15 protein-coding genes are annotated in these 15,251 nt (G+C 44.8%); 10 read left to right on the plus strand and 5 right to left on the minus strand.

Going from position 1 to position 15,251, the window contains the following annotated elements; all coding sequences use genetic code 11:
* Positions 1–72 precede the first annotated feature (72 nt).
* The gene (locus tag G9G57_RS24000) at positions 73–654 is read left to right on the plus strand and encodes an NAD(P)H-dependent oxidoreductase (RefSeq protein WP_017425763.1); all 582 of its coding nucleotides are present in this window, start codon (positions 73–75) and stop codon (positions 652–654) included.
* A gap of 88 nt (positions 655–742) precedes the next feature.
* Here G9G57_RS24000 and G9G57_RS24005 read toward each other — a convergent pair whose 3' ends face one another.
* Positions 743–1,264: a hypothetical protein gene (locus tag G9G57_RS24005; RefSeq protein WP_016819254.1), complete on the minus strand. Its 522-nt coding sequence runs from the start codon at positions 1,262–1,264 to the stop codon at positions 743–745.
* A gap of 327 nt (positions 1,265–1,591) precedes the next feature.
* Between G9G57_RS24005 and G9G57_RS24010 the strand changes: the two genes are divergently transcribed.
* A complete protein-coding gene (locus G9G57_RS24010) occupies positions 1,592–2,422 on the plus strand; it encodes a DegV family protein (RefSeq protein ID WP_016819255.1) in 831 nt (276 codons plus the stop codon).
* A gap of 73 nt (positions 2,423–2,495) precedes the next feature.
* Here G9G57_RS24010 and G9G57_RS24015 read toward each other — a convergent pair whose 3' ends face one another.
* From G9G57_RS24015 to G9G57_RS24025, 3 genes are all read right to left on the minus strand, one after another.
* Positions 2,496–3,122: a BclA C-terminal domain-containing protein gene (locus tag G9G57_RS24015; protein ID WP_017425761.1), complete on the minus strand. Its 627-nt coding sequence runs from the start codon at positions 3,120–3,122 to the stop codon at positions 2,496–2,498.
* Between the two features lie 209 nt (positions 3,123–3,331).
* Positions 3,332–4,558, minus strand: coding sequence for an MFS transporter (locus G9G57_RS24020; protein ID WP_016819257.1), 1,227 nt, complete (start codon positions 4,556–4,558; stop codon positions 3,332–3,334).
* Positions 4,559–4,625: 67 nt separating this feature from the next.
* Positions 4,626–6,653: a beta-galactosidase gene (locus G9G57_RS24025; protein WP_017425760.1), complete on the minus strand. Its 2,028-nt coding sequence runs from the start codon at positions 6,651–6,653 to the stop codon at positions 4,626–4,628.
* A gap of 137 nt (positions 6,654–6,790) precedes the next feature.
* Here G9G57_RS24025 and G9G57_RS24030 point away from each other — a divergent pair, with 137 nt between their 5' ends.
* From G9G57_RS24030 to coaD, 8 genes are all read left to right on the plus strand, one after another.
* Positions 6,791–7,627 carry an AraC family transcriptional regulator gene (locus G9G57_RS24030; protein ID WP_016819259.1) on the plus strand — a complete coding sequence of 279 codons (837 nt, stop codon included), beginning with the start codon at positions 6,791–6,793 and terminating at the stop codon, positions 7,625–7,627.
* A gap of 193 nt (positions 7,628–7,820) precedes the next feature.
* Positions 7,821–9,638, plus strand: a complete 1,818-nt coding sequence (locus G9G57_RS24035; protein ID WP_013370622.1) for an APC family permease — start codon at positions 7,821–7,823, stop codon at positions 9,636–9,638.
* Between the two features lie 164 nt (positions 9,639–9,802).
* On the plus strand, positions 9,803–10,921 hold the full coding sequence (locus tag G9G57_RS24040) for an acyltransferase family protein (RefSeq protein WP_017425759.1): 1,119 nt from the start codon (positions 9,803–9,805) through the stop codon (positions 10,919–10,921).
* A gap of 170 nt (positions 10,922–11,091) precedes the next feature.
* Positions 11,092–11,724 (plus strand): hypothetical protein, encoded by a 633-nt coding sequence (locus tag G9G57_RS24045; RefSeq protein WP_016819261.1) that lies wholly within the window; start codon positions 11,092–11,094, stop codon positions 11,722–11,724.
* Positions 11,717–12,232, plus strand: coding sequence for an accessory gene regulator ArgB-like protein (locus G9G57_RS24050; RefSeq protein WP_016819262.1), 516 nt, complete (start codon positions 11,717–11,719; stop codon positions 12,230–12,232). The genes G9G57_RS24045 and G9G57_RS24050 overlap by 8 nt, the downstream gene beginning before the upstream one ends.
* 5 nt (positions 12,233–12,237) lie before the next feature.
* Positions 12,238–12,360 (plus strand): cyclic lactone autoinducer peptide, encoded by a 123-nt coding sequence (locus G9G57_RS24055; RefSeq protein WP_013370626.1) that lies wholly within the window; start codon positions 12,238–12,240, stop codon positions 12,358–12,360.
* A gap of 316 nt (positions 12,361–12,676) precedes the next feature.
* On the plus strand, positions 12,677–13,315 hold the full coding sequence (gene rsmD, locus G9G57_RS24060; RefSeq protein ID WP_016819263.1) for a 16S rRNA (guanine(966)-N(2))-methyltransferase RsmD: 639 nt from the start codon (positions 12,677–12,679) through the stop codon (positions 13,313–13,315).
* Positions 13,308–13,829, plus strand: coding sequence for a pantetheine-phosphate adenylyltransferase (gene coaD / locus G9G57_RS24065; protein ID WP_016819264.1), 522 nt, complete (start codon positions 13,308–13,310; stop codon positions 13,827–13,829). Before rsmD ends, coaD begins: the two co-directional genes overlap by 8 nt.
* Here the strand turns inward: coaD and G9G57_RS24070 are convergent.
* Entirely contained in the window at positions 13,792–15,075 is a 1,284-nt protein-coding gene (locus G9G57_RS24070; protein ID WP_016819265.1) for a nucleoside recognition domain-containing protein, read from the minus strand. The genes coaD and G9G57_RS24070 overlap by 38 nt on opposite strands.
* Positions 15,076–15,251 lie beyond the last annotated feature (176 nt).

A 15,251-nucleotide genomic window follows, 5' to 3' on the forward strand; every position in this document is an offset into this window, starting at 1 on the left:
ATTTTTTTAAACAAATGTATAGATATCTATACAAATGCCAAAATAACAATAAAACATCTGGAGGTCATGAAAATGAAACATCTTATCATCTATGCTCACTCTAACGCTGAAAGCTTTAATCACGCGATACTGGAAACGGTTGTAACCACCTTGAAGGAAAAAGGTGACGAAGTCGTTGTACGCGATCTATACGCTCTTAATTTTCAACCGGTATTAAAGCCTGAGGATACTGCTGCGATGAGAGCTGGACAAACACCGGCTGATATCAAAGTAGAGCAGGAGTATATCACGCAGTCCGATACGATTACGTTTATTTCGCCCATTTGGTGGACAGGACTTCCTGCGATCTTGAAAGGTTATGTTGATCGTGTATTTGCATACGGCTTTGCCTATACGGCTGGTACAGAAGGGATTAATAAGCTGCTTACAGGTAAAAAAGGGTTTATCGTGAATACACATGGTACTCCCAACGCAATCTACGATGAAATCGGTATGACCACAGGATTGAAGCTCACATCAGATACAGGAATTTTTGATTTCGTTGGAATTGAATCGGTTGGCCACTTGCTGCTTGGAAGTATCGGCTACCTTGATGAAGACGGTTATAAAGGATTGTTGAAACAAGTACAAGACACGGTTAAAACAGTGCTGTAAAGTTAGTTCATATTCGTTCAGAAGCGTAGGACATTCTTTAAACGACAAGGTCAACCAGCATTTGAGGGTTGGCCTTTTCTTATAAATGTTAATACTTTTCTAATATAGTCCAGACAACGATCTGATCCTGCTTGTTATTATGGGGATATACAAAACTAGCCTTTGTATGATTTGTTTTGTCATAATATACTAAGGCGTTTAGGCTTTGGGCGGAGTCGTAGCTTTGATCCACGAAATGGTTACCCAATTTATTTTTTACATCATCAAGTTTCTGAAGCTTGTGACCATCGATGCTGGAAAATTCACTCTCGGACAAGGTTTGCAGTTTCATAATTTCTCCACTAGAGCTATAGACAATCAAGAAATTTTCAAAATATCTGTGATCGGCATCTTTCGTGTGTTTATCGTTAAAATCCGGATTCTTTCTATAAGCAGTCAAATCAATCTCCGCAATATTCTTGCTTAGTGGAATATGGTTTATTGTCAATTCCGATAGATCCGTTGATTTTACCGACATCTCCGTCCATAGATCTTTTGTGAAATATGCCGTTAAAGCGATCAGGATAACAATACATATAATGAAGCTTTTTTTGGAGATTAGCTTAAGCATAGTTTGAAGACTCCTTACTATCACAGAGATTAGCATGGTTTATTTTATCGCAAATATTGGAGTATACTATTTAATTGTAACGAGTCGATGAATGAGATTAAAGAATTTTTTTGTTTTGGGCTAAGAGACCTCTGAAGGTGTAGGGGGAAAGTATAATAATTCACAAATATTTCATTGTTATTATCGTTGGCAATTCTTTATAGTACATAGTATCCATATTTAGTTTAACGTCGAGATAATGAAATTAATTTTCCTTACTTAGTGATCATCTGCATGTATTCAGAACAAGAATTACGGGAAAAATAACATAATGTGAGGGTGTACTGGGTGAGATATAAAATCATAGCAGATAGTTGCTGCGACTTAACGACAGAGCTTAAAGAAGAGATGCAAGTAACTACGATTCCATTAAACATGACATTGGGTGAAAAATGCTTCATAGATGATGACACATTGGACTTGCCTCAGTTTATGGAAGAAATGAAAGCCTGTACAACCAAGATTGGTTCCGCATCACCATCACCTATGCTGTATAAGGAAGCCTTTCAAGGCGCGCATACTTCTTTTGCCATTACATTATCCAGCAACCTGTCCAGCTCGTATTCCAGTGCGTTGGTAGCAAAGGATATGGCGGAAGAAGAGGGAGCGGATGTTCATGTATTCGATTCGAAAAGCGCATCGGCTGGGCAACTCTTGTTAGCTTTAAAACTACGCAAGCTGATCGACGAAGGATATCATAAAAGCGAAATTATCTCTTCCCTAGAGAGCTTTATCAGCAAGATGAAAACCTATTTTGTTTTAGAGAATTTGGATAATTTGGTCAAGAACGGACGAATGAATAAAATTACTGGAAAGATACTCTCATTCTTGCATATCAGGCCCATTTTAGGTTCAGATGGTGACGGAAACATCGCATTATTTACTCAAGCCCGTGGTCAAAATCAAATCATTGAAAAGTTGGCAGATACCATTGAAAAAAGTGGTCGAAGTACCGAAGGAGAAAGCATCGTTATTACTCATTGCAATAATCCCGGACTGGCGCAAAAGTTAATGAATACCTTGAAGAACCGCTATCAATTTAAAGATATTCATATTGTGCCCACCAGGGGAATTAGTTCAATGTATGCCAATGACAAAGGGATCATTATCGCCTTTTAAAAAGTATTCAGGGTTTATCCTCGTGCGATGGATAAACCCTTTTAGTATATTGGGGCTTTGCATGAGTCTAAGCCTATCCCAATTTTCTAATGAGAACAGAGGCGTTTATGCTGGCTTGAGTTCCTCCGGCCTGTGTTTGCAGGGTAACAGCAGCAGTAGAGCTGTGGTTACGCAGAGTAAGGACATCACCGCATGCCAGAGCGAGGATGGCTTGCCCGGTGTTCTGTTGTGTTCCCGCTCCTGAGCCGTACACGGTTCCCTCAGCCAGTACGCCATTAATAAAGATGGCGAATTGGTTAGGTTCTACACCCGACACCGAAAAGCGGACTTCATACTTTCCTGCATCGGCTACAGCAATTTGTGTAGTCCCTGGAAGGTGAGCAATCCCAGGTGTAAGTATGCCGTTCGTATCGAACATGACCTCCCCTTCAATCGAAACGAGTTGGGGCCTCACATTATAAATGTAACCGAACTGCGCTATATCACCTGTGGTTCTGGAATCCCCTTCAGCATCATGATTAATGTTCACACGTACAACTTGCTTTTTGACAATGATGTCTTTACCAAACGATTTCCGTTTCGAGCGGCTTCTTTTTTTGGGGGGCATTTCCTCAAACTTTTTTTCTAGCTTATCAAACCAGGCACGAACAAAAACATCTTTTTTACGGCCTTTTTTTTGGTTCAATTTTGGACGACCCAATACAAACACCTCCATATGGTTTGTTGTATAGTACTCCATTCATCTAGAGGAGGCATAGATATCTGTCCTGTGTTTCATAGGAAACGATCTATTTTGACTAAAAACAGGCTTCTGTACAAGGTACATTCGTCTAGTATGTAAAAAGCACCTCCAAAAGTATCCTTGGTTGTCAACTAAGGATACTTTTGGGGTGCCAGTAGTAGCTTATATCATGATGAAGCGGTTTGAAGCCGCTTTTTTCGCACATATAGGGCGTACAGGATACCGCCAAGCAGGCACAGGATACAAGCAAATACTGCCAGTAACCAAGCTGAAGCAACTGCCCCTCCACGATCCATACTGTTTCCAAGCCATAGGGGCAGCAGGGCCCCTCCGACTCCACCTGCACCGATAAGCAGGCTGGTCGTCGATTCTTCTGTACCTGGCATCATTTTGCTGGCAAAAACAAGAGCGATGGAAAAGATGCCTGACATGCCGAGTCCCAGCAGTACGATAAGGACAAAGGCACCAGCAGTGCCTTGGATCAACGGGAACACACACAGCAGCAGAGTCGCTGCCAGTGAGCTCAGAGCGACAAAGACACCGTAGCCGTATCGATCGGCAATGTAGCCTGTGAACAACCGTCCAAAGGCCATTGCCAACCAAAAGCAGGTGACGCTGAGTGCTGCTTCGGCTTGTGTGAGACCGAGTCGCTCGATGAACATGGAGGGCAGGAAATTGGCCAGACTCATCTCTGTTCCTACGTAGATAAAGAAAAAAACGATAAATAATGCAAGGAGCCTCCAATTGCCTATAGGGCTGCTTTTAGAAGCCTTTACGGTAGGTGACTCCAGTGAATTAGTGGCACGCTTATGGTAGTCACCTCGGTGTTCTTGTTCGTCCAATAGAGCGTCCATTGTGCCAAAGGACCCGCGCAGCCAGGCTATAGTGGCTACGGCTGCAAACAAGGAGATGATGGGGAATGCCAGTCGCCACCAACCTAGAGCAATGAATTGGCTGGCGATAGCCGGCATTGCTAAGGCGCCGATCCCGAAAAAGACTTCCAGACGGCTCATAGCCGCGCCCGTTCCTTGGGTAATACCCCCAATAACAATAGTACCTATGACTGCTTCTACCATGCCGAAGCCAAATCCGGCTACTGCCCCGACGGCATATAGCCAGCCCCAAGGCGGCAGTAGTGAATATAGCACTTCAGCCGCACATAGCAGGAGGAGGGCAAATATCAGGCTTCGGCGTTTGCCAAAAGTCCGGGCAAGCCACGGTGACAGTAGGACTCCAGCCAGAAAGCCGGAAAATTGAGCGAATATCAGGCTTCCGCCATCCGTATAGTTTCTACCGTAATGCTCTAGCAACACGGGCAGTAGGGAGCCTACAACCACATGGGCTAGACCAATTAAAAAATAAGACAAGCTGCCGATCCATAGCAGTCGTTTCATGATTAACTCCTTTGGTACTAATTACCTTCATGCAGTAAAGTGAATGGTATAAGTCAGATTTGAATCATTAGGATAGCTCCAGTACTTGAAAGCCATAGCCTTCAATAGAAATATCCCCTTCCAGGAATTTCCCACTGATTAGCTCTTTTCCTTTTTGGTCATCCAGATGATATTGCTGTGTCTGGGCATTATGGTTCAGAACAAATAGATAAGACTTTCCATCTTTGGACCGCATAGTGGCTTCTATGCCCGCAGGAGCACGCAGCAGGGATGAAATCCCTTTTTGCTCACAAATGTAGCCCAGCAGACCATCAAGGAAAGGTTCCTCAGGGTCGGAAGCGACGTACCACGCCTCCCCTTGACCAAAACGATTGCGTGTCAGCACTGGCTTGCCCTGATAGAAATCATCGCCGTATTCCGCCAGCACCTCGGCTCCTTCGCTATGCAGCAAGTCGCAGAGCAACCCACATTTATATTCACCTTCTAATACGCCCACTTTTTCTTTCAATATAATGCGATTGTGTGATTCAGGCAGAAGCGCATCAATTTCCTCCACCCAGATCCCGAGCAGATTACGCAGCTTACCAGGATATCCTCCGGTTGTGACCAGATCGTTTTCATTTACAATGCCGCTGAAAAAGGTCGTTAGGAAGGTGCCGCCACGCTCTGTGAATTGTTCCAGCTTCTCAGCAGTACCCGGCTTGACCATGTAGAGTACAGGCGCGATAATGAGATCATATTTTTGGAAATCTGTATCCACAGAAATCATGTCTACCTGTACGTTGCGCCGGAAGAAGGTAGCATAATACTTATGCACCTGATCTAAGTATTTCAAGGCGACAGAAGGGCCGCTTGATTTTTCCAAAGCCCACCAATTATCCCAATCAAACAAAATAGCTACTTTGGTATGAACAGTTGCGTCAAGCAGCGTGTTGTCTAAAGCACCAAGCTCGCTGCCAAGCTGTGCCACCTCGCGAAATACACGTGTGTTCTCATGCCCGGCATGCTCAATTACAGCCCCGTGGAATTTCTCACAAGCACCGATCGAGCGGCGAAGCTGGAAAAACATGACCGTATCCGCGCCATGTGCTACAGCCTGATAACTCCATAAACGCATAACACCAGGCCGTTTAAGTGAATTATACGCCTGCCAATTCTGCTGGCTCGGTGTTTGCTCCATCAGCATAAAGGGCTGCCCATCCTTCAAGCCGCGCATCAGATCATGCGCCATCGCCGTATAGCTTATCGGGGTATTAGCTCCGGGATAGCTATCCCAAGATACTATATCCATGTGCTTAGCCCATTTAAAATAATCCAGTTGCTTAAAAAATCCCATCAGATTGGTTGTTACCACGGCATCGGGAATATGTTTTTTAATCGCGTTATATTCCAGCAGGTAGCAATCCAGAATACTGTCTGAATTGAAGCGCGCATAATCGAGGGATATACCCTGGAATGTGGAGTGATTTTCTCCCCAATGTTCGCTTAGATTATTTGGAGGTACAATTTCATCCCAATCATAGAAGGTGTGACCCCAGAAGGAAGTATTCCACACCCGGTTTAGCTCTTCCAGTGATCCGTATTTTTGTTTGAGCCACACTCGGAACGCTGCGGCACAATTGTCACAATAGCAATCCCCGCCATACTCATTGGAAACATGCCACACGAGGATCGCGGGATGGTCTTTGTATCGCTCTGCAAGTCGGTCAGCCATCTGCTCGGCGTATTTCCGATAGGTTGGACTGTTCGGACAAGAGTTATGGCGTCCACCGAATTTTCGCTTACGCCCGTCAGCATCGACCCGAAGAATGTCGGGATAACGGGTAGCCATCCAAGCAGGGTGCGCTGCCGTACTAGTAGCTAGACAAACGAAGATATCGCTTTCATAAAGATTATCAATTAGCTGATCTAGCCACTCAAAATGATATGTGATTTCATCAGACTGAATTTTAGCCCATGAGAAAACGTTGAGTGTGGCGATATCAATGCCGGCCTGACTGAACATCCGTAAATCCTCCTGATGCGTGGCCTCATCCCATTGCTCAGGATTGTAATCCCCACCGTAAAATACTTTAGGAAGTTTGCTGCTTATCATGCCAATCACCTCTGTATATAAGAATAATCCTATCTTATAATACAAATTAATGCTTTTAAATATAATAAAATGAACATGTATATAACAATATGGATCTACATGAGACATAAATACCGCATACGCCGGAGGTGCTTTTTATGATTTTGACTCCCCATCATTTGCGATTTTTCCTGACTACTCGTGAGCACTCTTTACCTCTTTTTATTGAAAGTATCGGATTTAATAGCAGACAGGAGGATGTGTCCCGTCCAGAGGGCTATCCATGTTTTCACTGGATTCAGACGGTGTCTGGTGAGGGGATGTTTACATATAAAGGGGGGACCTTCCGTTTGGGCGAGCAGTCCGGGGTCCTGCTGCTGCCAGGCGAAGCCCATGCATACAGACGGGCGACCAAGGTATGGCGAACGTTATACATCACATTTGACGGACCCATCGCCGCTGCTGTATTGACTGTACTCGGATTGAAGCATACGCGAGGGTATCATTGGGATCCGGATAGCGAGCTGCACAGCTTTGGGGAAAACATGCTACACTCCATGGTTAGTGAACGTGATTTGTCTGGATTAGATGCTTCGGCCAATATGTACCGTTTTCTGACTCTGCTGCGTAAACATGGACAACATAGCTCGATGCCTTCCCTTTCTCATAATGTGGAACGTTTAACCCCTGTACTGACCTTTATGGAGCAAAATTATGCCAGCCCAGATGTGGGTTTAAGGGATATGGCCGTGATGATGAATGTCAGCGCTCGTCATTTAAATACATTGTTTAAGCAAGCGTTCGGTGTGACTTCGTATGCTTATCTGATTGTAATTCGGTTGCGGAAGGCGAAGGAAATGATGACGGAGTATCCGCAATTAACGGTGAAGGAGATTTCGGAGCGCGTAGGCTTCCGAGATGTCAGTCATTTTGTGGCAACATTCCGCCGAGCGGAAGGAATTACGCCTGAAAGGTTCAAAATACTGTATACATAAGGGTATTTTATCAAAATACTCTTTCTTACTCGGGAATGCTCTTTTTAGGGAGCATTCCTTATTGTTTTTTTCTGGATGAGGGAGTATAAAATAATAGTTCATTTGTTTCATCAATCTGATGTGCAGGTGACATAATAAATATACGATTCATAGTTCTTTTGCAAAACCCTCATCCAAAGAAGGAGTCAACGAAATGCTGAGTAAAGTCAAAAGGTTATTAATCGGTCGTCCGCGAAAGTCGACGGCCCTTGAAGATGAGAAACTGAATAAGCTCAAGGCACTGGCCATTCTGTCCTCAGATGCATTGTCCTCTGTAGCTTACGGCACGGAGCAAATTCTGCTGGTTTTAATTACAGCGGGCTTCGCTGCCCTATGGTATTCCATCCCTATATCCATTGCGGTGTTGGGTTTGCTTATCATCCTGATCCTGTCGTATAGACAGACCATTTTTTCCTACCCTGGTGGTGGGGGAGCCTACATTGTCGCACAGGACAATTTGGGAAAGAGTCCAAGTCTGATTGCAGGCGGCTCTCTGCTGGTCGATTATATTCTAACGGTAGCTGTTAGCTCATCGGCAGGTACAGATGCCATTACATCGGCGTTCCCATCGTTACATGATCATCGGATCGCAATTGCTTTGGTGATGATTATCTTTTTGACTATTATGAATTTGCGCGGGGTGACGGAATCTGCCTCGGTGCTGGCGATACCGATTTACTTATTTGTTGTTGCCATTTTTGTTTTGATTATTAGTGGTATCATTCACTATCTGGCAGGAGGAGCCCATGCGGCGGCGCCGCAATTTGGAGCTACGGTATCCAACGTCAGTCTGTTTCTCTTACTGAAAGCATTCAGCTCGGGCTGTTCGGCGCTAACCGGTGTAGAAGCTGTCTCCAATGCCATTCCGAACTTCCGCAAGCCTGCTGCCAAAAATGCGGCAACTACATTGATGATGATGGGCTTGATTCTCGGCTGTATGTTTATCGGAATTAGTTTGCTGGCTTATTGGTACGGTGTTCGTCCTAATCCGCAAGAAACAGTCATTTCGCAAATTGCGAATGCCACTTTTGGGCGCGGTGTGATGTACTACATCATTCAAGGTGTGACGGCGCTTATCTTGTTTTTGGCGGCCAACACAGCCTATTCAGCCTTTCCGTTGCTCGCTTTTATGCTCGCTAAGGACAAATATATGCCGCATATGTTTATGGTTCGTGGAGATCGACTCGGTTATTCTAACGGTATCCTGTTTTTGAGTATCTTCTCGGCATTGCTGGTCATCGTTTTTGGTGGCAATACCGAAAATCTCATTCCGCTTTATGCTGTAGGGGTATTTATCCCGTTTACCCTGTCGCAGCTTGGTATGATGATTCGATGGATTCGGCTCAAACCTGCTGGCTGGGTCGTCAAGCTGGCTATTAATACGGTTGGGATGCTAACCACGCTGTCGATTACGCTCATCTTTATCTTCACTAAGTTTAGCCAGGTGTGGGTAGTCTTTATCTTCCTGCCTTTGGTACTGTATTTCTTTATGAAGATCAACAAACATTACAAAAATACGGCTGAACAACTGCGCATTGATATCACGAAGGACAAACCTATGGTCAAAGGCAATACGATTATTATTCCGGTGGCAGGCATTACACGAGTCGTTATGAATACCATCAGCTATGCCAAAACCTTGTCGGACAATGTGGTTGCTGTATATGTGGGTGTGGATGATGAAGCGATTCAAAAAATGGAACAGAAGTGGGAAGAGTGGGATGTGGGTATACGTTTAGTAGTGCTGAGATCCCGTTATCGCAGCATCATTAATCCGCTCCGCAAGTTCATCGATACAGTAGAGTGGAAAAAGGCAGACGAGGACCATATCACAGTTCTCATTCCACAATTTATCACTAAACACTGGTGGGAAAATATACTGCACAATCAGACCAGTTTGCTGATGAGAGCTTATTTAATCAATTACAAAGACGTCATCGTAACGACCGTACCTTTTCATTTAAACAAATAAAGCAATATTAATACTCATTAGTATGATAAAATCAACACTTTTTGATCGCATCTTGGTGCGGTCGGAGGGTGTTTTTTTACATAGTGGGGATATTTACTTGGGTGATACATTTTGTGTATTATGGATACAAAATGTATCATTAAGAATTGTTATGGAGGGATACGATGCCCGAAGACAAGGGGAAGATAGAACAAGATAAGTTGCAATTTGTAGATACGCTAAGGGCGCTGGCGATTATCGGAGTGTTACTTGTGCATGTCAGTCAGTATGTGGACGGATTAAACGGTTGGTTGCAAAAAGGCTTGAGCATAGGAGCCAAAGGAGTCGCTTTATTTTATATGGCTAGCGCTTTTACGCTGTTTTTATCCCTGAGCAGGCGTTCGAGTGACAAGAGAGAAGGAATGGTGGCCTACCTGTTGCGTCGTTTTTTTCGGATTGCACCCTTGTATTACATAATGTTAGGAATCTATTTAGTTGTAAATGGGACAGGTCCGCGATTTTGGCTTGGAGATCAGGAGGGAGTTACTGTCACTAATATTGCAGCCCATGCTCTGTTTTTGAATGGTCTCAATCCGTATTGGATCAACAGCATTATCGGTGTGGAATGGTCCATTGCGGTGGAATGTATGTTTTATCTATTTATCCCCCTCTTATTTAAGTTGATTCAATCGGTTCGCCATGCGACTTGGTTTGTCGTGATGGTGCTTGTGGCAAGCTTCGGGTTAAATACGGTGTTTGCTCAATATCCATTGATTAGTGATCAATCTTTATGGGGGCATTATTTGTATTTATGGTTTCCGAATCAGTTGCCTGTCTTTGGGCTGGGGATATTGTTGTTTTTCATTTGGAAAGACGAGCGTCATTGGAAAAGTGTAGACCCGCTCAGTGGGGGGCTTCTGCTTGTTACTGTGCTGTTTGCGTTTTTTGGAGGTATGACGGATTATCTCATAGGTGTTGGCTTGCTGTTAGGGGCGTATGCTTTGTATCATTGGCAGCCGAAATGGCTACTTAATCGCGTGTGGTCATGGATCGGCCGCCTCAGCTACAGCATGTATTTGACGCATATGCTGGTCCTGGGACTAATCGTACAGATTAAATTACCGTTTGCTCCCTTAGTCAGCCTCTCACTTCTGTTCATCATGACGTTGCTATTCACCGTCGGACTTTCCTGGTTTACCTACACGTGGATAGAACAGCCCGGCATCCGATTGGGGAAAAAGCTTATATCACGTATAAAATCTGTACGCGAGCAGGAAGATTCGGTCAAAGAAAGTGTTGCCTAGTTGCAACTTGAAGCAGCATCAGATAACATTTGGTTGAAGTGCTTGAATAAATCTACGAAATTATTGAAAAGACCTCTTGAAAAGTAGCTCCCAGCCCTTTATATTCGATGTACATCCAAGTTTTTGAATACACCGATGAGGTTTGTTGGAATTGTAAAGGAGATGCACGTATGCTTTTGGAGCCACTTGGCTTTTTACTTTTCTCTACACTGGAAGGAGTAGCTGTTTTTGCGCTGATTCTCAGTATCTTTAAAGTTAGAATGACTCCTTATCTATGGCAGGCTATTTTTGTGAATTTGATTATGAACCTGCAAAGCTATTTGCTCCGAGAGGAATTTTCACTCTCCTATTTAGTACCTGTCATTAATATGCTGCTTTTTATTTTTTTACTTGCTACAGTGGTGAAGATTCCGATTGTTTGGTCAGGTATTATGACAGTTACCGGTTATTTTGCATATGCCGTTATTCAGTCGGTACTCCTGAAAGCTATGTTCGGTAACCTACCGGTTGCTGAGCTGCAGAACGGATCCTTGAAGGGCTATCTGTTACAAGTGGTTAGCGCAGCGACAGGACTACTAATTTCATTTATATTGTATCGAAAAGAGATCGGCTTTTCCCCAAATTTCAAAAAGCTTAAGTTCAAAGAGGAATATGGCATTGTCATCACACTGATCATTCTGTCTCTCATTTCAACCTCTATTGTGCTTTACTATAGCGAGGTATGGTTGAGTATGATATTTTTTGCACTGGTATCGGGATTTTTTATCTACTATGCAGTCGGAAAGGAATACCGAGATGATTGAAACGATGGCTTTCAAACTTGCTAACCAGATTAAACGTACTGTGCCTGATCATCCGGCTTCCGTCCCAGTACTTAAATACGCACTTGCTCTCATTCTGAATGCGTCTATGATCATCGTGTTGACACTATTCGCCTCATTCTTCACGGGGCGGATGGTCGAAGCTGTAACGATTCTCGTCGCTTTTGCCTTGCTGCGCCAAGTATCTGGTGGTATTCACTTGAAAACGGGTATGGCATGTGTGCTGGTGACCTCTGTAGCTTTTACATACATATCTTGCATTTCCTTAAATAATGGGTTGACAAACCTGTTTACCGGAATCGCTCTCATTCTTGTTTTATGCTTTGCCCCGTCCAGAATTGAAAAGCAGTCGCGCATTCCAGTGCGATTTTATCCCCTCTTGCGATTGTTATCTTCCTTGCTTGTATGTACTAACTTTGTAATAGGTTCTTCTGTAGTGGCTGTTGCTTTTTTGGTTCAAAGCCTAACATTAATCCGGGGAAGGAGGTGAGTGGAATGATGAAAAAAGTAGTATACGGGTTAGCCACATCGTTGTCTATGTTCGCGACTTTTGCTGTATCAGTGGCAAGTTATGTGTATGTTTATCAAGGAGATACACCCGAGGAACTGCTGAAATAAGCAAAATGCAGAATAGAAAAAAATAATACATAGAGCTGCTATAAAGCAGCTTCTTTTTATGCAAAAAAACAGGCGCTCTACGAAAGAGCGCCCGAATGGGAGAGGAGAAACCGGACGAAGAGCTTATGGGGAAACGTAAGTCTTCTCCGCGGTTGTCTACGACATTGGTTGAATGCCGATATCCTAAGGATGCCCAGGAGATGGTTTTTTATACCTGCTTCATCACTAAGTTTTTCAAACGGCGATGCATGTGGTACGATAACGTCATAATCTTTATATGGTTATGAACACATATAGAAAATAGGTGAGTTTCAGCGTGAGAGTGGTATCGGGTAGTGCCAAAGGAAGGCCGTTAAAGGCAGTTCCCGGCACCGGGACGCGACCGACCACGGATAAGGTCAAGGAAGCGCTATTTAGCATGATAGGTCCTTATTTTGATGGAGGAGTCGCGCTTGATTTGTTTGCTGGCAGTGGCGGCCTGGGTATAGAGGCGCTTAGTCGGGGAATGGACAAGGCAGTTTTTATTGATATGGAATCCAAAAGCATTGATGTCATTAAAGAAAATTTGCGAAAAACTGGATTGGAAGGAAAGGCAGAAGTGTTCCGCAATGATGCCGGACGAGCGCTTAAGGCGCTGGCAAAACGTGGAGCTCTTTTTGATGCTGTTTTTCTGGACCCGCCTTATCGTCTCAAGCACGGGGATGAATTGATGAGCCGCATGGCCGAGTTGGACTTGCTTCGTTCAGGTGCAATCATCGTGCTGGAGTATGAATCGGGACATGAGTATCCGATAAGTTTCGGACCGTTTGAACAGGTTAGAAAAGCGGTCTATGGTGAAACAGCGTTATCCATTTATCACTTTGATGATGCTTTGTCAGACGCCGAAGAACATACAGAAGCCGAAGGGGTCAAATTCGGCATCACCGAATCAGACGGGGAGGACCATCATGATTGAGCACAAACCACGTATTGCCGTATATCCGGGAACCTTTGATCCCGTGACGATGGGGCATCAGGATATTATTCAAAGAGCGGCCCGACAGTTTGATTTACTGATCGTCGCGGTTCTTAACAATATTAGTAAAAATCCGCTGTTTTCACTTGAGGAGCGAATGGAGCTGCTACGTACGGTAACTCGCGATATTCCAAACGTTGAAGTGGACAGCTTCCGTGATCTGACAGCCAATTATGTACGCCAAAAAGGGGCTCAGGTTATTGTCAGAGGAATTCGGTCAGTGACCGATTTTGAATATGAACTCCAATTAGCCTCTACAAATCATAAGTTGAACCCGGATGCGGAAACGATCTTTATGATGACCAACCCGGCTTATTCATATCTGAGTTCCAGTATGGTGAAGGAAATTGCGCATTTTGATGGCAAGGTCGTAGATCTGGTGTCACCAGAGGTGGAAGACGCACTGCGTGCCAAGGTTAGCGCGAATCGCGGTGGCTCCACCATGAAGTCATAAAGGAAACGGCGAGCAGAGCAAGTATAATCGTACTCAGAAGTACAACGGACAGTACGGTTAGTTGCCAGGGGTACATGGATGTTCCTACTATTTGTGTTAATAAGCTGCTGGCTCCGGCCATGACAGATTGCGATCCGGAATCATTTACACTTTCGGCAAAAGAAGATACAGAACTGCGGCTGACGTAAGCAGGAATTGTATTACTGACAATGTGGCTAAGCGGAGTCCATGCCGCCAAGGTTAGTCCAAAAGCAATGATCCCATGTAGCACTCGTGATAAGGTGAAGGTGATGCCCTTGTCGGAAGGTTTGGTGACGGCGGTAATTTGAAGCCAGCCGCACAAGCCGCCCCAGCCCAACACAGCACTGATCAGCGCTGCTTGTGTACGGAGATCGTAGGGCAGGCGGCTGATTTCATAGGAACCCAGATGGATTTCCATCCAGGCAGGCCACACCATAGAAAGCGTTCCTTGACCTGAGTATAAGGTCAGCAGCCGAATCAGTACGGAAAAGAAAATAATGAATCCACCTGTCACCATCAGCATCTGTACAGCATGGGATACGGTTTCGCCTAACAGTTTTCCAAAGCTGCGGCCATCCCGTTCTCTGGCAGAGCGGGTAGCTTCCCATGCGGATCGGATCAGGGAGGTGGTAGTGCGGGAAACAGAAGCGCGCCGGATGGCAGCTGGCGTTTCCCGTTTTTTCGATTTTCTGGACGAATCAGGTATTCTGGCTGTGATCCAGCCTGCCAGCAGCCCGGAAATCCAGTGAACAGCAAGTAACAGCCCACCTACAGCAGCATTGTGCAGCAGTCCTGTGCCAATGACGAGCAGGATCGTAATCGGATTGCAGAAATGAGCGATAGCGGTCAGACGTCGAAGCTGAAGCGCGGTCATATCCTCCTGTTGTGCCCATTGGCGTACCGCTTCCGCAGCAGCCGGGAATCCCGCAGTTAGACCGAGGGCCAATACCCAGCCGCTTCGTCCCGGCAGCCGAAACCAGGATCGCATGAACGGCTCCAGCAGAACACCTAGACCATGTACCAGACCAAAGGCGATGAGCATTTCAGATAGCATCAAAAAAGGCAGCATGGCCGGGAAAATAATGCTCCACCATAATTTAAGTCCCTGGGTAGAGGCTTGAAATACTTCTTCTGGTGAGGCAACAATAGCCATTACAAGCAATATGGCTCCGAGGCCAAGCAGCAAGGTTGTCCAGTAAGGAGCAGGGCGGGCTTCCTTTTGCATCAAAGATTTCACCTCTCATAAATATACTAAGGAGAGTCGGATGCTGTCTCCAGCGTTATGCACCTTCATTGTCTGGATATAGGTTGCTCGTACATGTTGTCGTAAACAATGTATGCTTTTTTGGAAGGCTTGAGAACAGGTGGTGCAGAGGCACTTGGGTAAGATAAGAGAAGTTA

The organism is Paenibacillus sp. EKM211P, from assembly GCF_011066175.1.
GTDB classification, from domain to species: domain Bacteria; phylum Bacillota; class Bacilli; order Paenibacillales; family Paenibacillaceae; genus Paenibacillus; species Paenibacillus polymyxa.